Raw genomic sequence first — 16,919 nt, 5'->3', positions numbered from 1 at the left:
CACTCCCCCTTTATTACCATGACAAGGTCACGGTGAGCTGATCGGAATAGGTTCCCGCCGGGCTAAACCCGGTCAGTAGCGCCACGCCAAAAAGCGGCAGCGCGATGTTATTGCTGTTGGTATAGGTCACCGCTATCGCCTGGTTGACGCCAATTTCGCTGTTCGCGGCCAGCGAGCTGCTGCTGTAGAGCCGGTATGGCACCATATCGACGCCGTTCGCGCGCTTCATGCGACGAACGGATGAATAATTTTGACCGCCATTAATGCTCATGCTCAGCGCCACGCCTGGCGTACAGGCAATAGACAACGCCCCGTTTGGCACAAAGCTGGTGCTGACCGGCGCGCTCTCGACGCCGTTATGGCTGCCAAAATCCAGCGTACCGAGAAGCCCTCCGCTACCGGTGGCCACCGCGCATCCCGGCACAATCGTCGCGCTGACCTTAAAGGACTGGGATGTCACCGCATCCGCCGTGGGCATCATGAGCAATCCGACGATCATCGCGAAAAAAGGCTGCACGCGTCCCTCTGCGCATTTGCGCAGACCTGTGAGAGATGCCTTCATGGCGGTTCGGGACTAGTAGGTGACGCTGACGTTAATCGTGTCGGTGTAGGTCCCCGGGACGACCGTCACGCTGTTACCGCCGCCGGTAATCCGTCCGTACAGGGTGTAACTGTCCACCCCGCCTGCCGTGGACGCGATCGGCAGCGCGGCGTTATTGGCAATCACGGTGTTAAACCCGCTGTCGCTGTACAGGCTGTAGGCCACGCCCTGTGCCGCGTTGGCCGTATTCACCAGATAGCGTTCAGGCGTACCCGGCGAACCGACAACCGAGCCGGGCGCGGTGGAGTGGGTATTACCTGTGATCGCGACCGTATAGCTGGCGGTCGTACATTGAATGGTGAAGGTGTTTCCGCCGCTGGCGCCGCTCAGCTGCGTCGTAAGCGTGGAAAAGGTTGCCGGATGGGTACCGAAATCGAGCGTACCGAAGTTAATGCCACTTTGTGCGGGCGAGCCGTTTATCAGACACCCGTTTGTCAGCGTCAGCGTTGCACCGATGGTGCCGCTGCTGGTGACGGCCAGCGCCTGATGAGCCGTTGTCGCAGCCAGTAAGGTGCCTGCGCAGATCAAAAGAAGTTTTCTTTTCATTTACCACCCTCCAGAAGACGTCTCCATTCCCTTGCCACATTTTATTTTTGTCGTTCAAGATGTTAGCCCCGCTTAACGTTCCTCTGAGGGGGTTATTGAGAATTTAGTTTACGGATATCGCTTCGACCACCTGACCCTTAACGCATAAGGCATATGTCTTATTGACTCAATTTTCTTATAAATAACAGAAAGTTAAATTAATTCAGGCAGCAATTTTATTCTATCCGGGGAGAATATATCCATTAAAGTGTGACAGCGATCACAATATATCGTCGACGCATTAACAACAAAATTAATAAAACTTAAAAAGGAGTTGTATCCCCCTACACTTTGCGTCAATTTATGTGCCGAATAATTTCCCGCATCGTAATAAAAAATTTATATGTATCGATGCGGGCTACATCTGAAGCGCATAGAGGGTCTTTTTTCGTGGCAAGTGCAAACAAACTCACACTCTTCATCGTGATATTCATGCTGGCGGGTATTCTTTCAGGGGCAGCAATTCATGAGTATGCATCTGCGGATGCCATCACAGCCTGGTCGGATAATATTACCCTTCTGACCGATATTTTCCTCCGTCTAATCAAAATGGTCATTGCACCGTTGGTCTTCAGCACGCTCACCGTCGGCATTATGAAGCTGGGCGAAACCTCCACCATTGGCCGCGTTGGCGGCAAAGCGATGGTGTGGTTTTTCAGCTCATCCGTGCTCTCAATTCTGGTTGGCCTGTTCATCGTCACGCTGGAGCATCCGGGAAGCGGTCTGAACCTGACGGTTCCGACAGAAGCGGTAGATACCGGCCTGGCCGTTGGCGGCATGACGCTGAAAGCGTTCCTGTCGCACACCATTCCGACCAGTATCGCGGGGGCGATGTCGAACAATGAGATCCTGCAGATTGTGGTGTTCTCGATGTTCTTCGGCATCGGCGGCGCGTCGCTGGGGCAGAAATTCAACGCGCCGCTGGTGGCCGCGCTGGATGTGGTTTCCCATATCATGCTGAAGGTAACGGGTTACGTGATGTACGTTGCTCCACTGGCCATTTTCGCGGCGATTTCATCCGTCATTGCCACGCAGGGTCTGGGCATTCTGCTGAACTACGCCTCCTTTATTGGCGGCTACTATGTTGCCATTCTTCTCACCTGCATGGTGCTGCTGGCCGTGGGCTACATGGTGCTGAAAAAAGAGGTGTTTCGCCTGGTCAGCATGCTGAAAGACCCGGTCCTGGTGGCGTTTACCACCAGCAGCTCTGAAGCCGCCTACCCGAAAACGCTGGAGCAGCTGGAGCGCTTTGGCTGCTCGCGCAACATCGCCTCTTTCGTTCTGCCGATTGGCTACTCCTTCAACCTGGTGGGTTCGATGGTGTACTGCTCTTTCGCCTCGATGTTTATCGCTCAGGCGTACAACATTCACCTGAGCTTCTCTGAAGTGACGGTGCTGATGCTGACTCTGATGCTGGCGTCGAAAGGGATTGCGGGCGTACCGCGTTCATCCCTGGTGGTGCTGGCAGCAACCATTCCAAGCTTTAACATTCCGGTGGCGGGTATTCTGCTGCTGATGGGGATCGACCACTTCCTGGATATGGGCCGTTCCGCAATTAACGTGCTGGGGAATGGGATCGCGACCGCGATGCTGTCCCAGAATGAAGGCGCGCGGGAAGCTGAAGCTGAACTGGTAAAGCAGGAAGCGTAAGGTGAAAAAAAGGGTGAGGCCTGATGCCCTCACCCCAGCCCTCTCCCACAGGGAGAGGGTGCAAACACAAAAAACGGCAACCTGGGTTGCCGTTTTGCATTTACCTACGCTACGTGACTCGCGGCGATATCCAGTAGCGCCATCTCATCGCTGTTCAGCAACTTCTCAATGTTCACCAGGATCAGCATACGCTCGCCGAGCGCGCCCAGGCCGGTCAGGTATTCGGTCGACAGCGTGACCGCAAACTCCGGCGCAGGACGAATTTGGTCAGAGGTCAGGGAAAGCACATCAGATACGCCGTCCACCACGATACCTACCACGCGCTGCCCCAGATTCAGAACGATCACCACGGTGTTGTCGTCGTAGTCAACGTCGCCCTGGCTGAACTTCACGCGCAGGTCCACGATTGGCACAATGACGCCACGCAGGTTGGTGACACCTTTAATAAAAGCAGGCGTGTTAGCGATGCGGGTAACCTGGTCGTAACCACGGATTTCCTGCACTTTCAGGATATCGATGCCGTACTCCTCATCGCCTAAAGTGAATACCAGGAATTCCTGCCCTGATGGCTCGCCCGCCAGTTTCGTTACATTACTCATACCGGTCATGTTATTACCTTCTACTTAATCAGGCGGCTGTGTACGCCACACGTTGTTCACGATTTAAACCCTGAAGCGCCGACACATCGACGATCAGCGCCACGCTACCATCACCCAGAATGGTGGCGGCAGAAATACCCGGCACTTTGCGGTAGTTGCTTTCGAGGTTCTTCACTACCACCTGGTGCTGGCCAATCAGCTGATCGACCAGCAGCGCGTAGCGACGGCCCGCGCTTTGCAGGATCACAACGATGCCCTGCGTGGCCTCTGTCTTCGCCCCGTCCACTTCGAACACTTTCCACAGTTCCACCAGCGGCAGGTATTCACCGCGCACTTCGAGGACGCGCTCGCCGCCCGCCAGCGGATGCAGATCTTCTTCACGCGGCTGCAGGGATTCCATCACGGCGTTCAGCGGCAGGATAAAGACTTCGTCCGCCACTTTGACAGACATGCCGTCGAGGATCGCCAGCGTCAGCGGCAGCAGAATGCGAATGGTGGTGCCGGAACCCTGTTTAGACTGGATCTCAACGTGGCCGCCCATCTCCTGGATGTTACGTTTCACCACGTCCATGCCTACGCCGCGCCCGGAGACGTCGGTCACCTGCTCTGCGGTAGAGAAGCCCGGCGCGAAGATGAGCATGCCCACTTCTTCGTCGGTCATGTTTTCATTGACCGCCATTCCCTGCGAAATCGCTTTTGCCAGGATGCGCTCGCGGTTAAGACCCGCGCCGTCGTCGGTCACTTCGATGCAGATGTTTCCGCCCTGGTGTTCCGCAGAGAGGATCAGGTTGCCGACCGGGGATTTACCGGCGGCAATGCGGTTTTCCGGCAGTTCGATACCGTGGTCGAGACTGTTACGCACCAGGTGCGTTAACGGGTCGATAATGCGCTCGATCAGGCTTTTATCCAGTTCGGTTGAGCTGCCCATCAGGGTCAGTTCAATCTGTTTATTCAGCTTGCTGGCAAGGTCGCGGACCAGACGCGGGAAGCGGCTGAAGACATATTCCATCGGCATCATACGGATGGACATGACCGATTCCTGCAGGTCGCGGGCGTTACGCTGCAGCTGGCCCATGCTGGTGATCAGATCGCCGTGCGTGACCGGGTCCAGTTCGTTAGAACGCTGGGCCAGCATCGACTGGGTGATCACCAATTCACCCACCAGGTTAATCAGCTGGTCGACCTTCTCAACGGCAACGCGGATACTGGTTGACTCGCTGGAGCGCGCGGCAGGCTTTTCACCACGGCCAGGTGCCGCGGCCTCTTTTGGCACGGCCTTCAGCGCCGGAGCCGCAGGAGCCACAGCCGGTGCGGCGGCCTGAGCGACAGAGGCCACCTCTTCCGCAGCGGCAGGGACGTCAACCGCAGCCGTTTCGGTTTCGAAGGCGATCTGGTCAGCTTCGATAACAAAGCACAGTACCGCCACGATATCGTCCTGGCCAATACCGTCATCAAGCGTCGCGGCAAGGCTGTCTTTGCCTTTTACCACGTTGCTTAATTTCGCCAGGTTACCCAGCTCTTCTTCCAGCAGGTTAACTTCATTCTCTTTGAGACGTGACAGCACAACGCGCAGTTTGCCCGCTTGTGCAGCGGCTGGCGCGGCCTCGTCGGCAGCAACCGCATCGACAACGCTCAGTTTCGCCGCAGGGACAACGGCTGCTGCGACCTCACCTTTTGCTTCCAGGGCGAGCTGGCGCAGCGCGTTACAGATGTATTCAAAGCTGGCGGCATCAGGCTCTGCCGAACTTTTATAGGCGTCGAGCTGTTCCTGCATAATATCTTTGGTTTCCAAAAACAGGTTGATAATGTCGGTATTGAGCTGCATCTCACCGCGTCGTGCTTCATCAAGCAGGTTTTCCATTAAATGGGTCGTTTCCTGCAGGATGGTAAATCCAAAGGTTCCGGCTCCGCCTTTAATAGAGTGCGCCGCACGGAAGATGGCATTGAGCTGCTCGGAGTCCGGTGCTTCGGGCACCAAATCGAGCAAGTGTTGCTCCATATCGGCCAACAATTCGTCGGCTTCATCAAAGAATGTCTGGTAAAAATCGCTAATATCCATGCTCACGCTATCACCTCGGATTGGCTGGTGGCGATGTTGGAACGGCAGCCGAAGGAACGGCCCCAGGCTGTTTTAAATCGTCCAGTGACTCATTCTGACTTTCGGCGTTTTCATGCAGGATGGCCTGCTCCGCCTGCTGGTTCAGCACTAAAAGACTGATACGACGGTTGATGGCATCATCCGGCCCGCGGTCGGAAACGCGCATGGTTGCGGCCATGCCGACTACGCGCAGTACCTTGCCATCATCAAGCCCACCTGCCACCAGCTCGCGACGCGAGGCGTTGGCACGATCGGCAGAAAGCTCCCAGTTGCTGTATCCCTTCTCCCCACTGGCGTACGGGAAATCATCCGTGTGTCCTGACAGGCTGATTCGGTTAGGAATGCCGTTCAGCACCGGTGCAATGGCACGCAGAATGTCGCGCATGTACGGTTCGACTTCCGCACTCCCGGTTTTAAACATTGGGCGGTTCTGGCTGTCGATAATCTGAATACGCAGCCCTTCCTGCACCAGGTCGATCTTCAGATGCGGGCGCAGCGCGCGCAGCTTCGGATCCGCCTCAATCAGCTGATCGAGATCGCCACGCAGTTTCTTCAGACGCGCCTGCTCCATCTTTCTTTTCAGCTCGTCGATGTTCGGCTCTTTTTTCACCTCACCCTTCTGCTGGGTGTAATCATCGCCGCCGCCCGGGATCGGGCTTTCGCTGTTAGAGATACGCGGCCCACCGGCCACCGCCGTTGCCAGCGGCGTACGGAAATATTCGGCAATCTGGATCAGTTCTTTTGGGCTGGAGATGGAGATCAGCCACATCACCAGAAAGAACGCCATCATTGCGGTCATAAAGTCGGCGTACGCAATTTTCCACGAGCCGTGCGCGCCATGCCCGCCGCCCTTGTGCTTGCGTTTTTTTACGATGACGATCGGATGGGACTGGTTTTTCATGCGTCCTCAGTTGTCGTCTGTTGGTTTGGGTTTTTCACCGCACGCACGTGTTCTTCAAGTTCGATAAACGACGGACGCTCGCTGGAGTAAAGCGTTTTACGGCCAAACTCAACCGCGATGGGTGGCGCGTAACCGTTGAGGTTAGAGAGCAGCGTGATCTTCACGCACTGCATCATTTTGGTGGTTTCCGCGCTCTTCTGGCGCAGAACGCTCGCCAGCGGCGAAATGAAGCCGTACGCCAGCAAAATACCGAGGAAAGTTCCCACCATCGCGTGGGCAATCAGCGCGCCCAGCTCGGCTGCCGGACGGTCCGCCGAGGCCAGGGCGTGAACCACGCCCATTACCGCGGCAACGATACCGAATGCCGGAAGCGAGTCGCCGACCAGCGCCAGGCTGTTGGCCGGCACTTCAGATTCGCTTTCGTGGGTTTCAATCTCTTCGTCCATCAGCGCTTCGATTTCGAAGGTATTCATGTTGCCGCTGATGATGAGTCGCAGATAGTCGACGATGAAATCCAGCATCATGGCGTCAGCAAGAATTCGCGGATAGCTGGCAAAAATTTCGCTTTCTTTCGGGTTTTCAATATCCCGTTCAAGCGAGAACATGCCCTGCTGACGCGACTTCGCCATCAGGCGATAGAGCAGTGCCAGCAGATCCATATACATACTTTTGGTGTATTTCGAGCGACGGAACAGCAACGGAATCGCTTTCAGCGTGCCCTTGATCGATTTACCGTTGTTACCAACGATAAAAGCCCCTACCCCTGCGCCGCCGATGATAATAAGTTCAGCCGGTTGATAGAGTGCTCCAAGGTGCCCGCCGGTCATCATGTAACCGCCGAAAACTGTACCGAGAACTACCAGGTAACCTAATAAGATAAGCACGACATCATCCTTCCGCTAGTGACTATGGCAAGGACGTCCAGCTCGCAGCGTTTACCGTTTGCGGGGTAAAAAAAAGCAGCGGTAATTGCTTACCGCTGCTGGAATCTTTCCCACACGTTCGGGTTAAACAGCTTGTTCGATCTGTTCATCCAGCAGTTGTGGAATAATATCGGCAGCATCCCGGGAAAGTTTACGTCTTTTTACTGCGCGGGATGGAGGCTGACATAAACTACAGGCGAAGCTGCCTGCAGGCTGATGAGCATGGGTAATAAAATTGCCGTCGCAGCAGTTGCAGCGCGACAGTTCAAGCATTCCGCTCTCAACAAAACGCACCAGCGTCCATGCGCGGGTCAGCGCCAGCAGAGGGCCTTCTTCCTGCTGTGGGCATTGTTCAAGGTAAAGTTTGTACGCTTTGATCACGGCGTCAACGCCGCTGCACAAACCGGTTTTGAGAAGATACTGCCAGGCATTACAGAACATGGAAGCATGAATATTCTGCTCCCACGTCATAAACCAGTCGGTAGAAAACGGCAGCATGCCTTTCGGCGGGGGACTACCACGTAACTCTTTGTACAGCTTGATGAGACGACCACGGCTCAGCTGAGTCTCGCTTTCCAGCATTTGTAAACGAGCACCCAGCGTAATCAGTTCCATGGCCAACTGTATGTCACGCGCTTCCTGAACAATGCTTTTCTCGCTCATTGCTAGGCCCTTTTCTTACGGGCTGCGTCATCAGACTGGCTGATTTCGTTAAGCAAGCGAGTGGAAAGAAGAATACCGGTATGGATCTGTTGGAGATCGTCCACACGGGATTCCTGCGTCAGACGCGTTATTGTCTGCGAATCATCGAAACGGAACTGGCAAACCAGTTGATTCGTTTCAGCCAGTTTAACCATCTGCGGGAGGGTTAAGCCGCCCAGCATGGTTGCCATTTCTTCGTTAATACCCAGACGAAACATCGCGGACGCCTTGTCCTGACTAATCAAACGCTGCGCGAGCAGTAAATACGACAAATTGATGTCATAGATATGTTTTAGCAACTCGGATGTATGCATTGTTCCCATCCCGAATAACCAACTATTATTTTTATGCGGAAAGACCGCACCCCGTGATGTCGCCGGGAAATCACCCGGTATAAAAAAGAAAAGGCTAAATGCATAGTTGAATTTAGGTTTGTATTCACTGAAACCGTAAGAGAGAAACCGCGAATGCGTCTCTTACATGATTTATCATTTCTTACAAATAACTAAGATTTTTCCTAATTCGACGCAAACTCTACTCGTCAGTTTTGACACATACAATCCAGCCACCCTCAAATTTAAAAAAAAATGTGATCCACGTCACACAATTTAAGTGAATATGACCCATAAATCCATCAGTATGACTTGTAATTTGTTCAATATTTAGACAATCAGTACTGTTTTGTATTCTTAATTGACGAATACTCATGCAGAAGGGTGATCCGAACTGGCATGCAACGTGCTTTTCCTGCCGTAAGCGCCGCGCGGAAACATTTACATCAGGCCCCTCTCCTGGAAACATTTTTCTTACCGTGAAAAAACATATAGTTATGCAGCTAGTACAAAAAATTTGTTTCAGGGAGTGATCATTCGAAATGAGTTTGTAACGCATCAAAACGATTTAACAGTCCAAGCGTGGATTTGTGTGATTTACGTTAAGTTGTTAATTTTTTTCATTTAGGCGCATTTTTCAGTTATTCTTCTTATAAGAATAATTAATGAATAATTATGATAAGCTTCACACTAATGTCGTAATCTGCTCTTGCAGAACCGGAGATTTCGCGGTAAAGGTGGTTAAACGCTGTCTTTCAGACATCCAAGGAGTGCGCCATGAGTTACTCCCATCTTCTTGTTTCCGTTGCAGTTTCCCCCGAAAGCCATCAGCTCGTCGCCCGGGCAGTTTCCATTGCCAGACCCCACAATGCCCGCATCAGCCTCATCACGCTCGCTGCCGAGCCGGAGATGTATAATCAGCTGGCCGCCCCCATGCTGGAGGATATTCGCGAGGTTCTGCAGGAAGAAACGCAGCAATTTCTGCGCGAATTAGTAGAAAAGGCACAATATCCTGTTTATGAGACCGTTATTGCGACCGGGGAACTTAACGCCCATATTCTCGATATGTGTCGTAAACAAAATATTGATTTAGTGATTTGCGGGAACCATAACCACAGCTTTTTATCGCGGGCAGCCTGCGCGGCGAAATCTATTGTCGCGTCGAGCCAGGTCGATGTGCTATTAGTGCCGCTTGGGGGGCATTAACCCCCCAGCAGTAAATCAGGCGAGTTTAGGGAAGGTCGCGATCTTTTTTTGCAGATCGCCTTCATGACTTTGCGGAGCGATATCCCGGAGATCCTGAATAAAACGCGCCTGCCAGTGGTTAATATCGTTCTTCCGGATTGTTTCCATCATGTCAGCATGGCGGGAAATACGTTCCGTGAGCGGCATTGTCAGGGCGCGATTCAGCGCGTTAGCCACGTCATCCCTGTCGTAAGGGTTAACGATGAGCGCCGACGTGAGCTCATTTGCGGCCCCGGCAAACTGGGAAAGCACCAGAACACCCGGGTCGGCAGGGTCCTGGGCAGCCACATACTCTTTCGCCACCAGGTTCATCCCGTCGCGCAGCGGCGTGACTAGCCCAACGTCCGCATAGCGGAAGACCTTCATCAGGATCTTACGGTCAAAGTGTTGATTCAGGTAAAACAGCGGCGTCCAGCCCAGCTGGCCGTAGCGGCCATTAATGCGCCCTGCTTCTGTCTCCAGCTGATGGCGAATATCCTGATAGGCCTGAACCTCACCGCGCGACGTCGGCGCGATCTGGGTATAGCGGATTTTCCCGTGATGCTGCGGGTATTTATCCAGCAGCGTTTCATACGCCAGGAAGCGTTCCGGCAGCCCTTTGGAATAATCAAGACGCTCAACCGAGAAGATATTTTTCACGTGCTTGAGTTCATTCTTAAGCTGCGCCAGCTTCGGCGGCAGCGGGCCGGAAGCCTGCTCCGCGATTTCGTCAGGTTCAATCCCTATTGGATAGACCTCGGTGTGGAAAGTTTTCCCCCACGCCGTATGGGTTTTCCCGCCTTTGGTCACCAGACGCGCTTTGCCTGACACGGAGTCAAGGAACGCGAGGCGGTCATTTTCGGTCTGGAAGCCCAGCAAATCGTAATCGCACAGCGCCTCCAGCAGCTCTTCATGCGGCGGCAGCGCGGTAAAAATTTCCGGCGTAGGGAACGGGATGTGCAGGAAGAAGCCAATGCGGTTATTTACCCCTCTTTTTCGCAGCTCGCGCGCGAAGGGCAACAGGTGATAATCGTGGATCCATAAAATATCGTCTTCTTCGATTAATGGCAGCAGTTTATCCGCCAGCAGCGCATTCACGCGCGAGTAGCCTTCGAAGGATTCACGCTGGAATTTGACCAGGTCAAGACGATAGTGGAACGCAGGCCACAGGACGGCATTTGAGAACTGCGAGTAATACTCGTCATAGTCTTTCTCTTTCAATGCAAATGAAGCCCACGTAATGTTTCCGCGCGTCACCTTTTTGAGCGGTTTCTCTTCTTCACTGATTTCTCCACTCCAGCCAAACCACAGCCCGCCAGCGGCTTTTAAGGCACCTAACACCCCTACCGCCAGGCCACCTGCACTGGCTTTTTTATCGTCAGGCGGTGCGATTCGGTTAGAGACGACGACTAAGCGACCCATAATGGTTTCCCCCTTTGCTTTGCGCTATTTGTTGTTGTTGCTGGTTAGCGATGTCAGATATCCACTGCCAGACGCTGGCGACATCCGCCAGTCGCCATTCGGCAACGGTTTCACCAGGCCCCACCTTGACGGCGATCCCTTCGGCCTGATTCACCACGCGAAACCCGGCCTCGTCGGTCAGGTCATCGCCAATAAATACCGGTGTACGTCCCTTAAATGGCGGTTCCGCCATAAACGCCGCAATAGCAGCACCTTTATTAATCCCCTCAGGTTTTATCTCAACGACGCACTTCCCCGGCTGCAGCGCGAGCTGCGGGTGTGCATCGGCCACGCTGCGAGCAATCGCAAAGACCGCCGCCTCGTGATGCGGTGCCTGCCGATAGTGCAAAGCGAAAGCCATGCCCTTCTCTTCCAGTTCAGTGCCCGGAAGCGACTCAAGCGCCGAGGAGAGTTGAGTGTGTAACGCCTTAATTAAGGTCTCAGGAAGTGATACAACGTGCAGTTGATCATGGATATCGCGGCGCTCCGCTCCGTGTACACCGGCTAGCGGAAAGTGGTAAGGACTGGCGAGCACGTCCAGCTCGGCCATTGAGCGCCCTGAAATCAATGCCAATGCGCCCTCGTTCAGTCTTGAGAGCTGCTGCAAATTCTCTAGCACCGTATCCGGGACGACCACGTCGTCAGGATGCGGCTGGATCCCGGCGAGCGTCCCGTCGAGGTCAAAAAAGAAAGCATATTTTCCGGGCAGTACAGGCGGTGCGGTTAACAAGTCAGCCACCCTTTTCCTCCTTACGGTTTACGAGAGGTAAACGCCTTTACCTCTTTCATAGCCATGTAAGTATAGACAGTGTGACGTGGCTCGCCATTTGACAACCGCCCCGCCAGTATTACTGGCGAGGCGGTTAAGGGGTCAACTATGGTTATAAGTTGAGCAATAAAAGGTGGGGAAAAGGACTAAACGGTACGCTTCGCTTTTTGCTTGTAACGGTCGAAAATCACCGCTGCCAGCAGGATCAGGCCACGCACCACGTACTGCGAGAATGGCGAAATATTCAGCAGGTTCATGGCGTTCTCTACCGTGCCTAAAATCAGGATACCGGCCACCACATATGAGATTTTTCCGATGCCGCCCTTGAGGGAAACTCCCCCTAAAACGCAGGCCGAAATGACGATCAGCTCGTAACCAATAGAGGTCATCGGCTGGCCGCTGGTCATGCGCGACGCAAGAATAATTCCCGCAGCGGCAGAAACCAGCCCTGAGAGCACAAAGATAATAATCTTGGTTCGCACTACCGGCACCCCGGCCAGACGAGCGGCCTCTTCGTTACCGCCAATCGCCAGCGTATTGCGGCCAAAGGTGGTCCGGTTGAGCAGGAAGCCGAACAGGATCAGGCAGGCCACGGTCAGCCAGATTGGCGCAGGCAGCCCCAGCCAGTTGGCGTAACCCAGGGTAAAGAAGCGCTCGTCTTCAATCCCCACAGCTTTACCGTCGGAGATGATATAGGCCAGCCCGCGGACAATTTGCATTGTCGCAAGCGTGGTGATCAGGGCGTTAATCTTCAGGCGTGCGATAACAAACCCGTTCACCAGACCGCTGATGACGCCGAGTAGCAGACCGGCCAGAACGCCAATCCACAGACTCTCCGTCATGTTGATCACCACTGCCGTCGTGACGCCCGCACAGGCAATCACCGACGCTACCGACAGGTCAAAATCGCCGGAGGCCAGACAGAACAGCATCCCGCAGGCCACCATCCCGGACATGGAAATGGCCAGCCCCAGCCCCTTCATATTAATGAAGGTGGCAAAGTTAGGAACAAAGATCGCGCAGGCGAGGAACAGCGCGGCAAAGACCACAAGCATGCCGTACTGATCCCAGATACGTCCAAAACTCAGCGCCGACTTCGACTTAGGCGCTCCGGATGTAGTAACAGAGGACATCATTAACTCCTTACTCAGGCGACAGCCTGGCTGACTTTAGGCATGGCGAGGTTCAACGCCTGTTGTTCATTCGCCTGTTCATGAAGTAATTCACCGGCAATTTCGCCTTCACGCATCACCACAATGCGGTCGGCCACGCCAAGCACCTCCGGCAGATCGCTGGAGGCGAAGAGCACCGCCACGCCGCGTTTTGCCAGCTCATAGATCACGTTATAAATCTCGTGTTTTGCCCCCACATCGATACCGCGCGTCGGCTCATCCAGCAAAATGACCTTCATATCTTCGGACAGCCAGCGGCCTAAAATCGCCTTCTGCTGGTTTCCGCCTGACAGATTCATGATCAGCTGTTCCGGACCCGGCGTTTTAATATTCAGAGAGCGAATATGGTGGTCGGCATTGCTCGACTCCCAGCCATCGTTTATCAGGCAGCCTGCGCGAATAAACTTGCGGCGAGCGGAAATATTGATGTTGTCGCGTACCGAATGCACCGGAATAATCCCCTCGGCTTTACGGTCTTCCGGGCAGAGCATCATGCCCGCCCCGATCGCGTGGGCCGGTTTCTGGATATCGACCCGTTCACCATCAATAGAAACCAGCCCATCGGTAATGCGGGTACCACCGAACAGGCCTTTCATTAATTCACTGCGCCCCGCCCCCACCAGACCAAACAGGCCGACAATTTCGCCGCTGCGAACGGATAACGAAATAGGCGTGCGCACGCCCGGCGCTTTGACGCTGTCCAGGCGCAGGCGTTCAGGGCCATACTGACGCGGCTGCCAGTGATAAATATCACCCAGCTCGCGTCCGACCATCGCCTGAACAAGCTGGTCATGGTTAACCTGCTGCATGTCGGTAAAGGTGCGCACATAGCGCCCATCTTTAAAGACGGTGATGGCGTCGCTCAGGGCAAATATCTCTTCCATGCGGTGCGAGACATACAAAATCGTACGGCCTTCCTGACGCAATTCGCGGATCACGCGGAACAGATTTTCTATTTCACGCGCAGAGAGCGAACTGGTGGGCTCATCGAAGGCGATAATTCTGGCGTTACGCGCCAGCGCCTTGGCAATTTCAACCATCTGCCACTGGCCGATGGAGAGATATTTCAGCGGCGTCTGGGGATCGACGTCCAGACCAAGATGTTTAAGCTGCAGCCCCGCTTCATAATTAAGTAGCGAACGATTTACCACGCCGCCTTTGTGCGGGAGCTGTCCTAAATAGATGTTTTCCGCCACGGTCATCTCAGGAATGAGGTGCAGCTCCTGATAGATGATCGCAACCCCGGCATTGAGCGCCGCCGTGGTATCGGCAAACGCCACCTCTTCGCCGCGAATGGCCAGCGTGCCGGTCGTAGGCGCATAGTTGCCGCTGAGGATCTTCAACAGCGTGGATTTCCCCGCGCCGTTTTCCCCCATCAGGGCGTGAACCTGGCCGGCATAGCAGTCGAAGCTGATATCGGTCAGCGCGTTAACACCGGGGAAAGTTTTCCCGATGCCGCGAAAAGAGAGATACGGATCAGACTGTCGCATAACGTCTCCGTGATTCCTGTAGTGTGTACGTCTGGCCCCTCACGAAGCATGAGGGGCACAATCACCGCGTATTACTTACCGCCCAGCCCTTTTTTCGCCAGCTCCTCTTTGAAGTTGTCGCGGGTAATCAGCACCACGTCGGTCACTTCGGTAAATTTCGGCGGTTCGGCCCCTTTGGTTACCCAGTTGTAGAGCATCTCACTGGATTTGTAGCCGTGAACGTCCGGGCTCGGCAGCAGAGAACCGTAGAAGCCGGTAGCCTGCGCTTTGGACAGCTCGCTGACGGCGTCAACGCCGTTGATGCCAATCCCGATCACGTCAGGCGCCTTGAAGCCCTGGCCTTCCGTCGCGCGTACCCCGCCCAGCACGGTGTTGTCGTTCATGCCGACCACCAGCCAGTGTTTGACCTCCGGATGCTGGACCAGCATAGAGTTCGCGGCGTCGAAAGCGCCCGGGATATCGTTGGATTTGGTTGGGACTTTATAGATCTGTTTTTCCGGGAAGCCGGCCGCTTTCAGCGCATCCATTGAACCGGTAGTACGACGACGGGCGGTGTCCAGCTCGTCAGCCGTGATAGCCATTACCGCGGTCTCTTTGACATCCCAGCCGCGCTTTTGCATCTCTTTATAGAGTTCCTGGCCCTGGCGTTCGCCGATTTTGGTCGCCGCCATCATGACCAGCGGGACGGTGTCCATCGGCTTGCCTTTGGCGTTAACGAACTGATCGTCAACCGCGATGACCTTCATATCGTAACCGCGCGCTTTCGCCGCGATTGCCGACCCCAGCTTTGGATCCGGGGTACAGATAACGAAACCTTTTGCACCGCTGGCCGCCAGGCTGTCGATGGCGTTCAGGGTTTTTTCGCCGTCAGGCACGGCGATTTTAATGACTTCAAAACCTAAATCTTTCCCGGCTTTATCTGCGAATTTCCACTCAGTCTGGAACCAGGGCTCTTCGGGCTGTTTTACCAAAAAACCGAGTTTTAAATTCTCAGCGATAGCGGATTGTGACATAACGGCAGCCAGACCGATGGCCGCCAGCGCTTTAGTAAATTTGTGCATGGTAAACTCCAGCTTTAGCATTCTTTTCTGTAGGGAATAAGTGCGTGCTTCTTATTTAATCGGACTTAAAACAAGGCATTAGCGCTTACCTCGTCATAAGCGTTATTGCTGGTGATAGTTTTAGCGGGAAATTAATCATCCATAAGAGAGCCCCATCACACCGCAGAATTACAGTAATTGCGTACATAAATTCAGCGAAAAATGACATAAAAAAGGCGGGATTTGTCAGACAAATAGAAAGGGGTTAAGCAGAATTATCCATAAGATTAGCCAAGATATCCCTGATGCCCCTCAGCGGGCAAAACGCAGCTGGCGTTAAAGGGGTTCAACATGTTTTTCATCAAGGATGTACAACGCACCTGTAAAAACGTTATTTCGCAGAAATTGATTTAGCGCAATTTTATTGGCACATCATATATTCGAAACGATTAAACCGTATTTCTCTTTTTCTCGGAGTAATATTCCAACTTAATATCCCCGAAAGAGTAACAGTGTGCCTTAATGGTAAAAATCCATAATTATTAGCTTATTAAGTCACATTCAATTCATGGCGAGCTAATTGTATTTATGTACTATATTAAACTTTGTAATGTATGGTAAATACAGCCTGATTAAGAGTTTTCTTAGACTCAAGACAAGGGTATGCTTATTTATATCGAACACAGGAAGTGAATTTCGGTCGACTTCGGTCACGGCAGAATGTCTATTTCTGCTCTTTTCTTCGTATTTGCCTGGCGCTCAGGTTAAGCAACGGACATCACGTCCCACAGTCAATAAGGATATGAGTATGGCTACCCAAACGATGATGCAAAAACTTAACGCGCAGATGAACCTTGAGTTCTACGCCTCGAACCTGCACCTTCACTTAAGTGCGTGGTGTGCCGAGAATAGTCTTACGGGGTCTGCTACATTCTTTCGCTCGCAGGCGCAAAGTAACGTCACCCATATGATGCGTGTCTTCAATTTTCTGAAAGCCGCAGGGGCAAATCCTGTCGTTAAAGCCCTTGATGGGATCAACGAAAACTACTCCTGCCTGGAAGAACTGTTTCAGAAAACGCTTGAAGAGTACGAGCAACGTTGCAGTACGCTCAGCAAACTGGCCGATGAAGCCAAAGCGCAGCAGGACATTACGACGCTCAAATTCTTACGTGATATGGACAAAGAGCAGCAGCAGGATGGCATGCTGCTGAAGACGCTGGCGGATGAGATCCATCATGCGCAGCAGGCGGGTTTATGTCCTGAGCAAACCGACCGTCATCTGCTCGACATTGTGGCGGTACAGCACCACTGAGTTTTTGGCCTGCTTCCGTCCCGGGGAGCAGGCCCCCATCCCATCTCCAACCTTCTGCTT

General features: G+C 53.6%; 16 protein-coding genes. 3 read left to right on the top strand and 13 right to left on the bottom strand.

The genetic code is table 11. The features are described from left to right. Positions 1-13 precede the first annotated feature (13 nt). Together AC1VYI_RS10285 and AC1VYI_RS10280 are read right to left on the bottom strand one after the other, a co-directional pair. Complete coding sequence (locus AC1VYI_RS10285) at positions 14-562, bottom strand: Csu type fimbrial protein (protein ID WP_045356795.1); 549 nt, start codon at positions 560-562, stop codon at positions 14-16. A 12-nt stretch (positions 563-574) separates the two neighbouring features. Then, a complete protein-coding gene (locus AC1VYI_RS10280; RefSeq protein ID WP_023312260.1) occupies positions 575-1,147 on the bottom strand; it encodes a Csu type fimbrial protein in 573 nt (190 codons plus the stop codon). 429 nt (positions 1,148-1,576) lie between these two features. On the opposite strand from AC1VYI_RS10280, the gene AC1VYI_RS10275 reads away from it, so the two are divergent. Then, positions 1,577-2,836 carry a dicarboxylate/amino acid:cation symporter gene (locus AC1VYI_RS10275; RefSeq protein ID WP_134866052.1) on the top strand — a complete coding sequence of 420 codons (1,260 nt, stop codon included), beginning with the start codon at positions 1,577-1,579 and terminating at the stop codon, positions 2,834-2,836. 104 nt (positions 2,837-2,940) lie between these two features. On the opposite strand, the gene cheW is transcribed toward AC1VYI_RS10275, so the two are convergent. The 6 genes from cheW to flhD form a co-directional block, all read right to left on the bottom strand. Next, a complete protein-coding gene (gene cheW / locus AC1VYI_RS10270) occupies positions 2,941-3,444 on the bottom strand; it encodes a chemotaxis protein CheW (protein ID WP_023312262.1) in 504 nt (167 codons plus the stop codon). 19 nt (positions 3,445-3,463) lie between these two features. After that, positions 3,464-5,500 carry a chemotaxis protein CheA gene (cheA, locus tag AC1VYI_RS10265; protein ID WP_023312263.1) on the bottom strand — a complete coding sequence of 679 codons (2,037 nt, stop codon included), beginning with the start codon at positions 5,498-5,500 and terminating at the stop codon, positions 3,464-3,466. A gap of 4 nt (positions 5,501-5,504) precedes the next feature. After that, the gene (motB, locus tag AC1VYI_RS10260; RefSeq protein WP_008500418.1) at positions 5,505-6,434 is read right to left on the bottom strand and encodes a flagellar motor protein MotB; all 930 of its coding nucleotides are present in this window, start codon (positions 6,432-6,434) and stop codon (positions 5,505-5,507) included. Next, the gene (gene motA, locus AC1VYI_RS10255; protein ID WP_008500417.1) at positions 6,431-7,318 is read right to left on the bottom strand and encodes a flagellar motor stator protein MotA; all 888 of its coding nucleotides are present in this window, start codon (positions 7,316-7,318) and stop codon (positions 6,431-6,433) included. Before motA ends, motB begins: the two co-directional genes overlap by 4 nt. Positions 7,319-7,441: 123 nt before the next feature. Then, on the bottom strand, positions 7,442-8,020 hold the full coding sequence (gene flhC, locus AC1VYI_RS10250; RefSeq protein ID WP_013096051.1) for a flagellar transcriptional regulator FlhC: 579 nt from the start codon (positions 8,018-8,020) through the stop codon (positions 7,442-7,444). Positions 8,021-8,022: 2 nt separating this feature from the next. Beyond that, complete coding sequence (gene flhD / locus AC1VYI_RS10245; protein WP_226483977.1) at positions 8,023-8,373, bottom strand: flagellar transcriptional regulator FlhD; 351 nt, start codon at positions 8,371-8,373, stop codon at positions 8,023-8,025. 795 nt (positions 8,374-9,168) lie between these two features. On the opposite strand from flhD, the gene uspC reads away from it, so the two are divergent. Continuing rightward, positions 9,169-9,597 (top strand): universal stress protein UspC, encoded by a 429-nt coding sequence (uspC, locus tag AC1VYI_RS10240; RefSeq protein ID WP_023312265.1) that lies wholly within the window; start codon positions 9,169-9,171, stop codon positions 9,595-9,597. Positions 9,598-9,612: 15 nt separating this feature from the next. On the opposite strand, the gene otsA is transcribed toward uspC, so the two are convergent. The 5 genes from otsA to araF form a co-directional block, all read right to left on the bottom strand. Further along, positions 9,613-11,037 (bottom strand): alpha,alpha-trehalose-phosphate synthase, encoded by a 1,425-nt coding sequence (gene otsA / locus AC1VYI_RS10235; protein WP_029741334.1) that lies wholly within the window; start codon positions 11,035-11,037, stop codon positions 9,613-9,615. After that, on the bottom strand, positions 11,012-11,815 hold the full coding sequence (otsB, locus tag AC1VYI_RS10230) for a trehalose-phosphatase (protein WP_047741689.1): 804 nt from the start codon (positions 11,813-11,815) through the stop codon (positions 11,012-11,014). The genes otsA and otsB overlap by 26 nt, the downstream gene beginning before the upstream one ends. A 176-nt stretch (positions 11,816-11,991) precedes the next feature. Next, positions 11,992-12,978: an L-arabinose ABC transporter permease AraH gene (araH, locus tag AC1VYI_RS10225; RefSeq protein WP_023312268.1), complete on the bottom strand. Its 987-nt coding sequence runs from the start codon at positions 12,976-12,978 to the stop codon at positions 11,992-11,994. Between the two features lie 14 nt (positions 12,979-12,992). Further along, positions 12,993-14,507, bottom strand: coding sequence for an L-arabinose ABC transporter ATP-binding protein AraG (gene araG / locus AC1VYI_RS10220; RefSeq protein WP_047741688.1), 1,515 nt, complete (start codon positions 14,505-14,507; stop codon positions 12,993-12,995). A 71-nt stretch (positions 14,508-14,578) separates the two neighbouring features. Continuing rightward, positions 14,579-15,568: an arabinose ABC transporter substrate-binding protein AraF gene (araF, locus tag AC1VYI_RS10215; protein WP_003859687.1), complete on the bottom strand. Its 990-nt coding sequence runs from the start codon at positions 15,566-15,568 to the stop codon at positions 14,579-14,581. A gap of 787 nt (positions 15,569-16,355) precedes the next feature. Between araF and AC1VYI_RS10210 the strand changes: the two genes are divergently transcribed. Further along, on the top strand, positions 16,356-16,859 hold the full coding sequence (locus tag AC1VYI_RS10210) for a non-heme ferritin-like protein (RefSeq protein WP_045356816.1): 504 nt from the start codon (positions 16,356-16,358) through the stop codon (positions 16,857-16,859). Positions 16,860-16,919 lie beyond the last annotated feature (60 nt).

Source organism: Enterobacter sp. QK-SA4, from assembly GCF_056856775.1.
This window is presented reverse-complemented; position numbering and strand designations above follow the sequence as displayed.